The sequence below is a fragment of the Brevundimonas sediminis genome (genome assembly GCF_048799765.1).
Lineage (GTDB): Bacteria > Pseudomonadota > Alphaproteobacteria > Caulobacterales > Caulobacteraceae > Brevundimonas.
Map to the genome: position 1 here is coordinate 1 of NZ_JBLYQK010000013.1, position 12913 is coordinate 12913.

General features: G+C 71.0%; 14 protein-coding genes. 5 read left to right on the plus strand and 9 right to left on the minus strand.

Translation table 11 applies throughout. From position 1 onward, the window contains the following. The 3 genes from ACLQ7T_RS09145 to ACLQ7T_RS09155 form a co-directional block, all read right to left on the minus strand. Positions 1 to 645 (minus strand): TonB-dependent receptor (locus tag ACLQ7T_RS09145; RefSeq protein ID WP_420479148.1); only part of this gene is annotated, 645 nt, incomplete at its 3' end. A gap of 40 nt (positions 646 to 685) precedes the next feature. Further along, positions 686 to 2293, minus strand: a complete 1608-nt coding sequence (locus tag ACLQ7T_RS09150; RefSeq protein WP_420479149.1) for an ATP-binding protein — start codon at positions 2291 to 2293, stop codon at positions 686 to 688. 111 nt (positions 2294 to 2404) lie between these two features. Next, positions 2405 to 3793 (minus strand): UDP-N-acetylmuramate--L-alanine ligase, encoded by a 1389-nt coding sequence (locus ACLQ7T_RS09155; protein WP_420479150.1) that lies wholly within the window; start codon positions 3791 to 3793, stop codon positions 2405 to 2407. Positions 3794 to 3890: 97 nt separating this feature from the next. On the opposite strand from ACLQ7T_RS09155, the gene ACLQ7T_RS09160 reads away from it, so the two are divergent. Both ACLQ7T_RS09160 and ACLQ7T_RS09165 read left to right on the plus strand, forming a co-directional pair. Beyond that, positions 3891 to 4712 carry an LD-carboxypeptidase gene (locus ACLQ7T_RS09160; RefSeq protein WP_420479151.1) on the plus strand — a complete coding sequence of 274 codons (822 nt, stop codon included), beginning with the start codon at positions 3891 to 3893 and terminating at the stop codon, positions 4710 to 4712. Between the two features lie 243 nt (positions 4713 to 4955). Next, complete coding sequence (locus ACLQ7T_RS09165) at positions 4956 to 5903, plus strand: retropepsin-like aspartic protease (protein ID WP_420479152.1); 948 nt, start codon at positions 4956 to 4958, stop codon at positions 5901 to 5903. A gap of 66 nt (positions 5904 to 5969) precedes the next feature. Here ACLQ7T_RS09165 and ACLQ7T_RS09170 read toward each other — a convergent pair whose 3' ends face one another. The 4 genes from ACLQ7T_RS09170 to ACLQ7T_RS09185 form a co-directional block, all read right to left on the minus strand. Continuing rightward, on the minus strand, positions 5970 to 7229 hold the full coding sequence (locus ACLQ7T_RS09170; protein ID WP_420479153.1) for a glutamate-5-semialdehyde dehydrogenase: 1260 nt from the start codon (positions 7227 to 7229) through the stop codon (positions 5970 to 5972). Continuing rightward, positions 7226 to 8362, minus strand: a complete 1137-nt coding sequence (proB, locus tag ACLQ7T_RS09175; protein WP_420479154.1) for a glutamate 5-kinase — start codon at positions 8360 to 8362, stop codon at positions 7226 to 7228. Before proB ends, ACLQ7T_RS09170 begins: the two co-directional genes overlap by 4 nt. A gap of 48 nt (positions 8363 to 8410) precedes the next feature. Further along, positions 8411 to 9256: a KPN_02809 family neutral zinc metallopeptidase gene (ypfJ, locus tag ACLQ7T_RS09180; RefSeq protein ID WP_420479155.1), complete on the minus strand. Its 846-nt coding sequence runs from the start codon at positions 9254 to 9256 to the stop codon at positions 8411 to 8413. 80 nt (positions 9257 to 9336) lie between these two features. Beyond that, positions 9337 to 9729: a hypothetical protein gene (locus tag ACLQ7T_RS09185; protein ID WP_420479156.1), complete on the minus strand. Its 393-nt coding sequence runs from the start codon at positions 9727 to 9729 to the stop codon at positions 9337 to 9339. Between the two features lie 104 nt (positions 9730 to 9833). On the opposite strand from ACLQ7T_RS09185, the gene ACLQ7T_RS09190 reads away from it, so the two are divergent. Beyond that, positions 9834 to 10013, plus strand: coding sequence for a hypothetical protein (locus tag ACLQ7T_RS09190; protein ID WP_420479157.1), 180 nt, complete (start codon positions 9834 to 9836; stop codon positions 10011 to 10013). A gap of 175 nt (positions 10014 to 10188) precedes the next feature. Next, positions 10189 to 10923 carry an EF-hand domain-containing protein gene (locus ACLQ7T_RS09195; protein WP_420479158.1) on the plus strand — a complete coding sequence of 245 codons (735 nt, stop codon included), beginning with the start codon at positions 10189 to 10191 and terminating at the stop codon, positions 10921 to 10923. A 44-nt stretch (positions 10924 to 10967) separates the two neighbouring features. On the opposite strand, the gene ACLQ7T_RS09200 is transcribed toward ACLQ7T_RS09195, so the two are convergent. Continuing rightward, positions 10968 to 11618: a class I SAM-dependent methyltransferase gene (locus tag ACLQ7T_RS09200; RefSeq protein WP_420479159.1), complete on the minus strand. Its 651-nt coding sequence runs from the start codon at positions 11616 to 11618 to the stop codon at positions 10968 to 10970. Positions 11619 to 11701: 83 nt separating this feature from the next. On the opposite strand from ACLQ7T_RS09200, the gene ACLQ7T_RS09205 reads away from it, so the two are divergent. Beyond that, entirely contained in the window at positions 11702 to 11875 is a 174-nt protein-coding gene (locus ACLQ7T_RS09205; RefSeq protein ID WP_420479160.1) for a DUF1328 domain-containing protein, read from the plus strand. On the opposite strand, the gene ACLQ7T_RS09210 is transcribed toward ACLQ7T_RS09205, so the two are convergent. Further along, positions 11868 to 12827 (minus strand): fatty acid desaturase family protein, encoded by a 960-nt coding sequence (locus ACLQ7T_RS09210; RefSeq protein ID WP_420479161.1) that lies wholly within the window; start codon positions 12825 to 12827, stop codon positions 11868 to 11870. The two genes, ACLQ7T_RS09205 and ACLQ7T_RS09210, sit on opposite strands and share 8 nt — an antisense overlap. Between the last annotated feature and the right edge of the window lie 86 nt (positions 12828 to 12913).

Genomic DNA, 12913 nt, shown 5'->3' on the forward strand with positions numbered 1-12913 from the left:
GGGCAGGTCGGCGCGGACGGCGGCGGCCCGCACCTCGAGATCGAGCGGCGTGTCGGCGGCGCCGGCGGCGGCCCCGCGAACGGGGACGTAGCCGTCGCTGGTCTCGTACAGGCCCGAGGCGACAAAACGGGCTGGGCCGAGATCGGTCGCGCCGGAGGCCGAGAGGCGCGCGCCGCCGCGCTCGGCCAGAGAGGCGTCGACGGTCCAGCCGGCATCCCGCTCCCGCAGCCGGATCACCCCGGTCAGGGCGCCCGCGCCATACGGACCGGCGCCCGCGCCGCGCACGACGTCGAGGCCGGACAGGCTTTCGGTCGGCAGCTGGGACCAGATCACCCAGCCGCCGAAGGGATCGTTCACCGGCACGCCGTCCAGGGTCACCAGGGTGCGGCCCGCGCCGGACGGGGCGATGGCGCGCAGGCTGATCCCCTGGGTCGTCGGATTGGCGGCGAGGCTGGAGGTGCGGCGGAACAGGGAGACGGCGGGAACCGAGGCCAGGGCTTCGTCCAGCCGCCGCTCGGCGCGCAGGTCCTGATCATCCAGCCGGATGACGGCGAAGGCCGCCTCGCCGGCCGCGGGCGGAAGGCGCGCGCCGGTGACGACGACGTCCGGCAGATCGGCGGGGGGCGGCGGGGGGATTTGCAGCATCAGCGTTGCAATACCCGGATCGGCCTCGGGTTGCCCGGATTTACGCCGCCTGCGCGGTCTGGTCGCCGGGTGTGGCGGACAGGACCCGGCGAATGGCGTCCAGGAGAACGTCGGGCTGGATCGGCTTCTGGGCCACGCCGTCCATGCCTGCCGCCAGATAGTCGGCCTCGTCCCGCGGGTCGGCGTTGGCGGTGAGAGCGAGGATGGGCAGGGCGGCGGTGGGACCGGGCAGGGCGCGGATGGCCCGCGTGGCCTGCACCCCGTCCATGACCGGCATCTTCACATCCATCAGGATCAGGTCGAAGCGGGCCTGCTGGACCCGTTCCACAGCCTCGCGGCCGTTCACGGCGGTTTCGGAGGTGCAGCCGAACAGCTCCAGAACCTTGCCGGCGACGAAGCGGTTGGTGGCGTTGTCGTCCACGACCAGAACGTGGAGGGTCTCATGCGGCGTCGGCGCGGGCGGCTCGATCCCGGCAGGGCCAGCGGACGCGGCCAGCGGCAGGCGAAGATCGAAGGCGAAGCGGGCGCCGCCGCGGGGGGAGCGCGCCACACCGATCCGGCCGTTCATCCGCTCGACGATCTGACGGCAGATGGCCAGGCCCAGACCGGCGCCGGCGCCCTCGCGGCCCGCGCGGCCGGTGTTGAACGGATCGAAGATGGCCGCCGCCGCGTCCTCGGCGATGCCTGGGCCGCTGTCGTCCACGGTGACGGACAGGGCGGCGTCGCCGTCCTCCGGTCGCGCGGTGAGGGTGACGACCACCTCGCCCGAGGGCGTGAATTTGATGGCGTTGCCGATCAGGTTGTTCAGCAGCTGCTTCAGACGGACCTCGTCGGCGTCGACATGGGCGGCGCCGTCCAGGTCGCAGGCGACGGTCAGGGTCAGGGCCTTCTCCGCCGCCCGGGGCTCCCACAGGGCGGCGAGGTCGCGGGCGACGGTTTCCAGCGACACCACGCCGGTCTCGAAGGTCATCAGCCCGGCCTCGGCGCGGGACATGTCCAGGGCGTCGGTCAGCAGGCGCAGCAGGCTCTGGCCGGAGTCGAGGATGGTGCGGACATAGGGGCGCAGGGCGTCCTGGGTCAGCTCGCGCTCCATCAGGGCGGCGACGCCCAGCACGCCGTTCAGGGGCGTGCGGATCTCGTGGCTCATGACGGCGAGAAACTCGGACTTGGCGCGGCTGGAGGTGCGGGCCTCCTGTTCGGCGCGGGCGAGGTCGCGGGCCAGGACACTCATCGCTTCGGCGCGCTTGCGATGGATGGCGCTGCCGGCCTGGAGCAGATGGACCCCGGCGCCGACCCCCGCGTAGCGGCCGTCGGAGACGACGACGAAGCCGTTCAGCAGGGCGCCCAGATTGCCGGCGTCGAGGCTGTCGAACAGGGTCTCGGCATGGGCGTCGGCGTCGAGGATGCGCGGCGCGGGGTCCATGAAGCTGGAGGCCGGACGGCGGGCATAGAGGGCGCGGCCGAACTCGGCGGCCATACGCAGGGTGAAGGCGTTGCGCTCGACCAGACCGATCGGGCGCCGGTCGGCGTCGACCACGGCGATGGCGAGGGTGTCCGGCTCCCGCTCGAAGCGTTCGAAGACATGGGCGCCGGGGGTGTCCGGTCCAATCGGCTCGGCGCCGCTGGCGAAGTCTCCGATTCTGGCCATTCACGCGTACTCCGGGGTGCGAGGGCCGGAATAGGGGCTGTCACTTAATGCCAGCTTTGCCGTGCGTGAATGTTTCGAGATATTCTGTTGAATATCAGTCCGTAAGCGGACCTAAAGTCTCTGAAGCAGGCTTTGGGCGAAGGTCGAGAGGGTGTCGTCCCGGGCGCCCATGACGATGATCCGGTCGCCGGGACGGGCCAGGTCAACGAGGCGGTCGCCGCAGGCGTCGCGGGTGGCGAGGGCCTCGGCGTTGCGGCCCATGGCGCGGACGCCCGAGGCGATGTCCTCGCTGCCGACGGACCGGTCGGTGGTGCCGCCGTAGTAGACCGGCTCGGGCATCAGAAGGACATCGTCCGGGCGCATCAGGCCGGCGAAGCCCTCGATGAACTCATGCTTCATCAGCTTCAGCGGGCCGAAGCCGTGCGGCTGGAACAGGATCAGCAGGCGGCCGTCGAAGGCGTGCAGGGTCTTGAGGGTGGCGGCGATCTTGTCCGGGTTATGGGCGAAGTCGTCGATGACGGTGACGCCATTGGCGGTCCCGACCACCTCCATGCGGCGACGGATGCCGGAGAAGGTCTCAAGGGCGGCGACGGCTTCGCCCAGCGGGACGCCGATCGCGCGCACGGCGCCGAGCGCGGCCAGGGCGTTGGCGACATTGTGGGCGCCGGGGACGTTGAGGGTGACGGCGTGCGTCTGCCCGCCCTGCTCGGTCAGGGTGAAGCGCATGCCCGTCGGGCGGGGCTCCAGATCGTGGGCGTTCAGGGTGGCGGTCTCTTCGCCCAGGGCGAACGTGACGACCCTGTCGGCGGGCAGGGTCTGGGCCAGCGCGGCGGTCTCGGGATTGTCGAGGTTCAGCACGGCGGTGGCCGCGCGGTCGGTGAAGCCGCCGAACAGCGCGCGCAGCTCCTCCATCGACTTGTGGTCCAGCGAGATGTTGGAGACGACGGCGACGGTCGGGTTGTAGCGGGCGATGGAGCCGTCGCTTTCATCGACCTCGGACACGAAGAGGTCGGGACCGCCGATCAGGGCGCTGGCGAAGGGGTGATCGGCGTCGGCGAAATTCTTCATCACCGCGCCGTTCATGACGGTGGGGGCGCGGCCGGACTGATGCAGGATCCAGGCGATCATGCCGGTGATGGTCGACTTGCCGGAGGTGCCGGCCACGCCGATGGAGGCGGGGGCGGCGTTGAAGATTTCGCTGAGCAGCTGGGGCCGGGTCTTGACGGTCGCGCCGACGGTCCTGGCGGCGCCGATGTCGGGGACGGTGTCCTCGACCGCGCCGGTGGCGACGACGATCTGGTCCGCGCGGGTGACGCCCGAGCCATCCTGCGGATGCAGGGCGACGTCGTGGGCTTCCAGCCACGCGAACTTCTCCGGCGTGCGGCCCTGATCGCGGGACCGGTCGGAGCCCTCGATGCGATTGCCGCGCGCCTGCACGATCATCGCCAGCGGCAGCATGCCCGAGCCGCCGATCCCGCAGAAGAAGTAGTCGTTCGCCATGGATCGCTGAGTAGAGGGCGAAGCGGGCGAGGGGAAGGGATTGGTTCGCGGACGCGGTGCGGACTATGAAGGGGAAGGACAGTCCGGGGATCACGCCTTGAAGATCGGCATCGTCAACGCCAGCTCGCGCTTTTCCAGGGCGCGGGGCGAGGCCATCGAGGCGTGGTTCGCGGCCCATGTGCCGGACGGCTCGATCAAGATCGTCTTCCACCCGGCGGTGTTCCAGAAGCACGGCCATTTCGGCGGGGACGACGCCACGCGCGCCAACGCCTTCGTCGAGTTCGCCAATGATCCGCGGCTGGACGCGGTGTGGTTCGCGCGCGGCGGCTACGGCTCGTGCCGGATCGCCGAGGCGGTGCTGCCGCGCCTGACGGATGTGGCGCGGGAGAAGCGCTATCTGGGCTATTCGGACGCGGGCAGTCTGCTGGCGATGCTCTACAAGGCGGGATTCCCGCATGTGGCGCACGGACCGATGGCCTCGGACTCGGTGCGGCATGACGAGACCGCCTGGCGGGCGCTGGAATGGCTGAAGAGCGGGGCGTCGTCGTCCTGGGAGCCGTCGCTGCACGCCGATCCGCGCCCGGCTGTGGCCTTCAACCTGAGCATCCTCGACGCCCTGGTGGGGACGGCGCTGGAGCCGGATCTGACGGACCATGTCCTGATGCTGGAGGACGTGTCCGAGCCGCTGTACCGGATCGACCGGATGATGTTCCATCTGACCAGCCAGCCGTCGATCCGGAAGGTGGCCGGCATCCGGCTGGGCCGGGTGTCGGAGATCGTGCAGAACGAGCCGGACTTCGGCCTGACCGCCGAGGAAATCACCCGCTACTGGTGCCAGCGCGCGGGCATCCCCTACCTCGGCGCGGCCGACATCGGCCATGACGGCGCGAACAAGGTGGTGCCGTTCGGCCACCGTTAGGACACAATTTCAAAGGGCAAGCGCGGAAGGCAGTGGACAGGAGCGGGCTGCTCGGGTCATTTACGTTCCAGTAACCCTGCGGTCGTGGATCCGGGGTTGGCGGGGGTACGGGGATACCGGCCTCGCATTCGAGCCGGTCGGCGTCGGGGGGCGCCGGCCGGTTCGTCGTTTCAGGCGACCTTCTGATCAGACGCGACGTCGCGCCGCTGGCGTTCGGGCGGGGTGCGCGCCATCTTGACGGGGATGAACCGCCGTAGCCTCCTGATCCGCGCCGCCGGGTTGCTCGCCGTCGCCGGAGGCGCCTGGTGGGCGCGCGAGCACCTGTTCTGGCCGAAGCCGGAGCTGGTCTTCGGGAGCGAGGGGGCCACGCCCTGGATGAGCTATGGCCGGCGGACCTCCACGCCGACGGTGGCCGTGCGGGTCGAGGGGCGGGAGGTGCTGGCCCTGATCGACAGCGGGGCCCAGTTTTCGGTCATCGACCGCGCCTTCTTCGAGACCCTGCCGGACGAGGGCCGGGCCCTGTTCGACATGCCCCTGCTGGCCTACGGCGTGGGCGGCGGGACCCAGGTCGGGCGGGGGACGTCCGTCGACGTCGACCTGCCGGGCTTGTCGATCCGAAAGCTGCGGGCGGCCATTCTCGACCTCGGGCCGCTGGCGGCGGAGGATGGGCTGCGCACCCCGATCATCCTCGGTCAGGACGTCCTGGGCGAGGCCGTGCTGGCGCTGGAGCCGGGCCGCCGCTACGTCCGGCTGGTCGACCGGGAGGCCTTCGTGCGCCCGCCGGACCTGATGGAGGCCGAGGTGCGCCGGCAGGGCACGGCGCTGCAGGCGGACCTGACCGTCGAGGGCGCGGCGGTGCGCGCCATCATCGACACGGGCGCCTCGTCCCTGCTGGGACTGAGCCGTGAGGCGGCGACCACGGCGGGTCTGCTGGACGGCAGGCCCGAACGGGCGGGCGTCAGCCTGGTCCTGGGCGGCGCGATGCGGTCGACCCTCGTCGAGGCCCGGACGGTGACCTTCGCGGACCAGTTATATGAACAGGTCGCGGTGGGGGTGTTCGACCAGCCGCCCCTGCCCAACTTCCCGGGCGGTCTCGTGGGCATGGAGGCCTTCCGCGACCGGCGGGCGGCGCTGGATCTGGGCCGGGGCACGCTGCACATCTCGCGCCCCCTCGACCTGACGGTGGGGTGAGGGTGTCGGATGTCGGCCGTGGGGTGGGACCACGTCGCGGGCTCACAGCCTGACGTACCGGACACCCTACCCCCTGATCTGCCCCGTGCCGCGCACGACGTATTTGTAGCTGGTCAGCTGTTCCGCCCCGACCGGCCCGCGCGCGTGCAGGCGGGAGGTGGCGATGCCGATCTCGCCGCCGAAACCGAACTCGCCCCCGTCCGCGAACTGGGTCGAGGCGTTCCACATGACAACGGCGCTGTCGACGGCGTTCAGGAAGGCGGCCGCGGCCGCCTCGTCCTCGGTGATGATCGCTTCGGTATGGCCCGAGCCGTGGCGGCGGATGTGGTCCACGGCCTGATCGAGATCATCGACCACACGCACGGCGAGGATCGGGGCCAGATATTCGGTGGTCCAGTCGGCCTCCGAGGCTTCGGTGACCGCGGGAACCAGGGACCGGCTTTCCGCGTCGCCGCGCAGGCTGCAGCCGGCGGCGTCCAGCGCCGCGGCAAGGCGCGGGAGCAGGGCGGGGGCGCAGGCGCGATCGATGAGCAGGGTCTCTGTGGCGCCGCAGACGGAGACGCGCCGCATCTTGGCGTTGACCAGCACCGCCTCGGCCATGTCCGGATCGGCGGCGGCGTGGACATAGGTGTGGTTCAGCCCCTCGAGGTGGCCCAGCACCGGCACGCGGGCCTCGGCCTGCACCCGGGCGACCAGGCTTTTGCCGCCCCGGGGGATCAGGAGGTCGACGCTCCCCTCCAGTCCGGTCAGCAGCGCGCCGACGGCGGCGCGGTCGGGGGTGTCGATCAGCTGGATGGCGTCGGCGGGCAGGCCGGCGGCCTCCAGCCCCTCGACCATGGCGGCATGGATGGCCAGGGAGGACGACAGGCAGTCCGAGCCGCAGCGCAGCAGGGCGACATTGCCGGAGCGCAGACACAGGGCGGCGGCGTCCGCCGTCACATTCGGACGGCTCTCGTAGATGATGGCCAGAACGCCGATGGGGGTGGCGACGCGGGCGATGTCCAGTCCGTTGGGCCGGGTCCAGCGGGCGGTCTCGCGGCCGAGCGGATCGGGCAGGGCGGCCACCTCGACCACGGCGTCGGCGACGGCGGACAGACGGGCGGGGCTGAGCGCCAGCCGGTCGATCAGGGCCTCGGACAGGCCGTTTTCGCGGGCGCGGGCGATGTCCCCGGCATTGGCGGACAGGATGGCGTCGGTCCGGGTGCGCAGGGCTGCGGCGGCGGCCTCCAGCGCGCGGGTGCGGGTTTCGGGCGGGGCCAGACGCAGGGCGTCGGCGGCGGCGCGGGCGCGACGGCCCCGGTTCAGCATCTGGTCCATGAGGGTCATGCCGCGCCCTCCAGCACCAGATCGTCGCGGTGGATGGCGACCTGGGGACCCTTGTAGCCGACCAGCCCCTCGATCTCGCCGGTCTGACGGCCCCGGATCAGGGCCATCTCCTCGGCGGAGAAGGCGGCCAGCCCCACGGCGGCGCGGACGCCGTCGGGGGTGACGACCAGCACGCTGTCGCCCCGGTCGAAGCGGCCCTCGACCTTGCGGACGCCGGAGGGGAGCAGGCTCTTGCCCGCGCGCAGGGCGGCGACGGCGCCGTCGTCGACGACCAGCCGCCCGGCCGGATCGACGCTGCCCGCGATCCACGACTTCCACGCGGCCATGGGACCGGCGGGGGCGGAGATGAGGGTGGCTTTGGCGCCGTCCAGAACGGCGGTCAGGGGGCGGTCGGTCAGGCCGGAGGCGATGACGGTGGCGCAGCCCGCCGAGCGGGCGATGCGGGCGGCTTCCAGCTTGGTGCGCATGCCGCCGGTGCCGACGGAGGCCGAGGCGTTGGCCTCGCCCGCCATGGCCATGACCTCGGGCGTCAGGGCCTCGACCAGAGGCAGGTGGGCGGCGTCCGGGTTCGCGCGCGGGTCGGCGTCATAGAGGCCGTCGATGTCGCTGAGCAGGACCAGCAGGTCGGCGCGGGCCAGCTGGGCCGTGCGGGCGGCGAGGCGGTCATTGTCGCCGTAGCGGATCTCCTCGGTGGCGACGGTGTCGTTCTCGTTGACCACGGGCACGGCCTTGAGGCGCAGCAGGGCGTCCAACGTCGAGCGGGCGTTGAGCCAGCGGCGACGGCGCTCGGTGTCGTCGCGGGTCAGCAGGATCTGGGCGGGGTTCAGGCCGTGGGGCGACAGGGCGGTCTCCCACGCCTGCATCAGCAGGGACTGCCCGGCGGCGGCGGCGGCCTGTTTCTCGTCCAGCCGGGCGGACTTCGAAAGGCCGAGGCGACCCCGGCCGAGCGCGACGGCGCCGGAGGAGACGACGATCACCTCGACGCCGCCGGCGCGCAGGTCGGCGATCTCCTGACCGAGGGCCGCGAGGCGCGCGCCGTTCGGCCGCCCGCCGTCGATCAGCAGGGCGGAGCCGACCTTGAGGACAAGGCGACGGGAGGCGGCGAGGGCGGAGGCGGCGGAGGAGGAGGTCACGGCGGAACCTTGCCGCGCCCGCTGCGCCGCAACAAGCCTGAGACCGGTCTAGAGGTTCTGGAAGGTGTCGCAGGCGGCGGGGTCGCCGCTGTCATAGCCGCGCCGCAGCCAGGTCATCCGCTCGGCCGAAGAGCCGTGGGTGAAGCTTTCGGGGGAGACCCGCCCGCCGCCCCGGCGCTGCAGGGTGTCGTCGCCGATGGCCGAGGCAGTCTTGAGCCCCTCTTCCAGATCCCCGGCGGTCAGGGCGACCTGTCCGTTGGAGACGGTCGCGGCATTGGCCGCCCAGACGCCGGCGTAACAGTCGGCCTGGAGTTCGAGCGCGACGGAATAGCGGTTGGCCTCGGCTTGGCCGGACGCCCTTTGCTGGGCGCGCCGGACCTGTTCGGAGGCGCCGGTCAGGGTCTGGACGTGGTGGCCGTATTCGTGGGCGATGACATAGGCGCGGGCGAAGTCGGCGCCGGAGGCCCCGAGCTGGGTCTCCATCTCCTGCCAGAAGCCGAGGTCCAGATAGACCTTCTGGTCAGTGGGGCAGTAGAAGGGGCCCATGGCGCTCTGGCCGAAACCACAGCCGGTCGAGGTGCCCTGCTCGTACAGGACCACGGTCGGCGGGGTGTAGCCCTGGAGTTTGGTGCGCCAGACGTCATCGATGTTGGCGCCGATCACATCGACGAAGAGGCCGGCCTGATCCGCCGGGGTGCCTGCCTTGCCTTCCTGCTGACCGACGCCGCCGAGCTGGCTGGTGATCTGCTGGGTGGTCTCGGGCGGGATGCCGAAGACGAAATAGCCGATGGCGGCCAGAACGAGCGCGCCGATGCCGCCGCCGGCCATGCCGACCGGGCCCATGCCGCGCCGATCCTCGATATTGCCGCCGCGGCGGCCGCCTTCCCAACGCATGGTTCGTCCTCCCTCACCCTTTGATCCGACCGAAGCCGTAACGCGGCCGGGACGCAAGGGATGCGCCAAGGAAGGGCGTGTTAATTCGGCCGGCGGTCCAGCCAGGCGTCGATCTCGCCGACGCGGCGGGTGGTGGTTTCGCGTCGCTCGGTGGCGGACTGGCGGGCGGCCCGGGCTTCCTCCGGCGAACGAAGGGGGAGCGGCGGGACGGTGGTCGGGTCCCTGTCGCGTCGGCGGTCGAGGTCGTCGAGGGTCAGGCGGCTTTCCAGCTGCAGCTGGCGGGCGGTGGTCTGGCGTTGCTCGCTCTGCCGGCGCAGCCGCTCCATCTCATAGCGGTGCTGGTCCGCCTGATACCGGTGCTGGTCCCAGGTCGAGGGCGCGGGCGGCAGGGGCTGCGGTACGGACTGGGCGGCGGCGCCGCCCGCGAGGAACAGGGGCGCGACGACGGCGGGCAGGATCAGGGCGCGGGTCATGGAGACCAAGATGGCCCCAAGGGGCGCGCGGACCAAGCGTGACCGGAACCCGACACAGGCGTCGCCGGTTCTGACGTCGGCGCATCGCCGATGAGGAGCCTGTCGTGACCAAATCCATGCAAGACCCCGGCTTCAGCCGCGACCCCGAACTGGAGAAGCTCCGCGGCACGGGCCGGCCGGCGGCCTCGGAGATGTCCGGGGAGGATCACGCCGACGACCCGGCCCCGGATCGCCATATCCATTTCTCGCCCGACCCGGAGGCCGATGACACCGCGGTCGGTTAGGGTTTCGGCAAGGCCCGGGGCGGCATTGCGGCGGCCTTGTTTCCGGCAAGAAACATTATATTTATCAGATAGATAATTTCATGACGCGGCGAGAATCCTGCATCGGTCCCAGGGCCGCGACGGTGGCCCGCAAGGGGCGCCGGGACGTGGTTCACCCTCCCAGGGAACACCGCCGATGCAGATATCATCGACCACAGCGGCGTCCTCGGGTCTGGCGATGCAGGCGCTGAAAAGCCTGTTCCAGACCTCGAAGACGTCGGAGACCGGGCAGGAAATGCCCGGAGCCGCCCCCGCGGACGGCGCCAAGGGCCCCCCGCCCGGACCGCCTCCCGGTCCTCCGCCCGCCAATATGGGCGGCGGAGGTTTCAGCGCTGACACACTGTCCAGCCTGCTGGGCGCACAGGAGGACGAGAGCGACAGCCTGGCCTCCACCCTCATCGATGAGGCGGACACCGACGGCGACGGCAAGCTGAGCGCCGCCGAGATCGCCTCCTCGATGGGCGTGGAGGACGTGTCGGAGATCGAGGACGTGTTCGCGACCCTCGACGCCGACGGAGACGGCGCCGCCAGCGCGGATGAGCTGTCGGCCGGGCTGGAGGCCGCGCGGAATCAGGGGCCTCCGCCGCCGCACCGGGGCGGGCCGCCGTCGGCCACGGAGATGGCGTCGACCCTGCTGGACGCCGCCGACAGCGATGAGGACGGCGTCCTGGGTCTGGGCGAGATCGCCTCGGCTCTCGGTCAGGAGGAAACCGACCTGACGGAGGCGTTCGCGTCGCTCGACACGAACAGCGACGGCGGGTTGGCGGCGGATGAGCTGACCCGCGCGCTCCAGGCGATGCTGTCGCGGCAGATGACGGCCTATGCCGGGCCGTCGTCGACCGCGTCGTCGTCGGTGTCGCTGGCGGCCTGATGCAACGGAGGGGCGGCTCGCCGAACGCGGGCCGCCTCTTCCGCTCAGACCATCGCCCAGACCGAGGAGCGCTTGATCTCCTGGTCTTCGAGTTCGCGCGTGGTGGGGACGCGGTATTCGGCGAGGAATTCCAGCCCGGATTTCGGGAAGTAGGTGCGGCCCGGGTCGCCGATGAGGACACGGGTCCCGTTGGCGCGGGCCCGGCCCAGCCACTCTAGCGCCCGGTCGGTCATGGGCTTCTCGTAGCAGACGTCGCCGGCGCAGATGACGTCGACCCGGGGCGGCGGGCCGTCCAGAAGGTTGCGGTCGGTGAAGGCCATGGCGACGCCGTTGGCTTCGGCGTTCAGGGCCACGGCGGCGGCGCAGAAGGGGTCGATGTCGGTCCCCAGCACGGAGGCGGCTCCGGCCTTCATCGCCGCGACGCCGACGAGGCCGGAGCCTGTGGCGAAGTCCAGCACGGTCCTGCCCACGACCTCGGACGGATTGTCCAGCAGCCAGCGGGCCACCGCCTGACCGCCGGCCCAGGCGAAGGCCCAGAAGGGCGGCGGCAGACCCAGTTCGCCCAACTCCTCTTCGGTCAGCCGCCAGATCGGGGTGACCTCATCGGCCAGCCAGAGTGAAATCTCCGGCGCATGCGGCACGGTCTGCAGCCGGGTGTTCTCGAGGATGAAGGCGGCGGGATCGGTGATGGCCATGCGGACCTCCTAGCACGCGCCTTGCGGCTTTGCCGGGGAACCGGGGACCGGCCTTGCCGTTTCCCCGGCAGAAGGAGAACGACATGCTTAAATGGGCTCTGATATTCGCCGTGATCGCCCTGATCGCGGGCGTTCTGGGTTTCGGCGGCATCGCCGGCGCGGCGGCGGGGATCGCCAAATTCCTGTTCGTTCTGGCGCTGATCATCTTCGCGGTGTTCGTCGTGCTGGGCGTGACGATCGCCAAGAAGGTCACCTGAGGGCGGAGTCGCCTCCGCTGGCGGTCCTGAGCACCGTCAAATAACCGTCCGCGACCTCCATCCGCTCGCCCTGCGGCTTGCCGCGCACCGCCCTGTGCAGGCGCGGCAGCTTCCAGCAGGGGACGTGCATGAAGAGGTGGTGTTCAGCGTGGAAATTGACCCAATAGGGGGCGATGAAGGCGCGCTCCCACCAACTGGCGCGGGTCGTGCGAGCGGCGCGGAAGGGATCGGTCGCCGAGCCTTCGACGCAGGCGTGTTCGGCGATGTTGCGCAGGCGCGTGACCATCGGGAACCAGGTCGCCATCGGCAGGAGCCAGAGGGCGAAATACGCCCACCAGAACCCCGCCAGCGTCATCGCGACCAGCAGGGCCAGATTGACCAGCAGGAAGGGCAGGATCGATCGCCCCGTCACTATGGCCTCGTAGTCATGGTCATCCGTAGCACGGGAGGCATTCGCCCCGCGCATCGCCGCCAGCGGCAGCAGAATACGCTGCTTGAAGAAGGTCTGGCCGGTCAAGTCGCGGACGATCTTGCGGCGCAGGGAAGCGGGTGAGACCGGGAAGGGCGCCGAGAGGACGAGATCCGGATCCTCGGGCTGCTGGGCGAATCGGTGGTGCGACAGGTGGTAGGGGCGATAGGCGCGCAGCGAGGCGCCGACCGGGACGGCGCACAGCCAGTGTCCGAGAAAGTCATTCACCTTGCCGTGGGTCGACAGGCCGCCGTGGGCCGCCTCATGCATCAGGATGGCGAGGCCCAGCTGGCGCGTCCCGATGATCATGACGCAGACGGGGATCAGAATGGGCCAGAGGATCCCCGCCGCCACCGCCAGCCCGATCACACCCCAGCAATGCAGAACCAGAAGGGGGCCGACCCAGCCGCGGCGCGTCTGGAACGGCGCCCATTCCCCGGGCGTGAACAGGTCTGAGGGTCTGACGCGGGGCGCGGCGGGCATGAGTCCAGACTACGCCCGATGGGGGCGTTCGCAAAGAAAACGCATAAAGTCGCGCTTTCCTGACATCATGTCAGGTTGACATGACA

Bases quoted from the DNA above. Each gene is read 5' to 3' on its own strand.
- ACLQ7T_RS09150 (WP_420479149.1), bottom strand. From the start codon at position 2,293: ATGGCCAGAATCGGAGACTTCGCCAGCGGCGCCGAGCCGATTGGACCG.
- ACLQ7T_RS09155 (WP_420479150.1), bottom strand. From the start codon at position 3,793: ATGGCGAACGACTACTTCTTCTGCGGGATCGGCGGCTCGGGCATGCTG.
- ACLQ7T_RS09165 (WP_420479152.1), top strand. From the start codon at position 4,956: ATGAACCGCCGTAGCCTCCTGATCCGCGCCGCCGGGTTGCTCGCCGTC.
- ACLQ7T_RS09170 (WP_420479153.1), bottom strand. From the start codon at position 7,229: ATGACCCTCATGGACCAGATGCTGAACCGGGGCCGTCGCGCCCGCGCC.
- ypfJ (WP_420479155.1), bottom strand. From the start codon at position 9,256: ATGCGTTGGGAAGGCGGCCGCCGCGGCGGCAATATCGAGGATCGGCGC.
- ACLQ7T_RS09185 (WP_420479156.1), bottom strand. From the start codon at position 9,729: ATGACCCGCGCCCTGATCCTGCCCGCCGTCGTCGCGCCCCTGTTCCTC.
- ACLQ7T_RS09195 (WP_420479158.1), top strand. From the start codon at position 10,189: ATGCAGATATCATCGACCACAGCGGCGTCCTCGGGTCTGGCGATGCAG.
- ACLQ7T_RS09200 (WP_420479159.1), bottom strand. From the start codon at position 11,618: ATGGCCATCACCGATCCCGCCGCCTTCATCCTCGAGAACACCCGGCTG.
- ACLQ7T_RS09205 (WP_420479160.1), top strand. From the start codon at position 11,702: ATGCTTAAATGGGCTCTGATATTCGCCGTGATCGCCCTGATCGCGGGC.
- ACLQ7T_RS09210 (WP_420479161.1), bottom strand. From the start codon at position 12,827: ATGCCCGCCGCGCCCCGCGTCAGACCCTCAGACCTGTTCACGCCCGGG.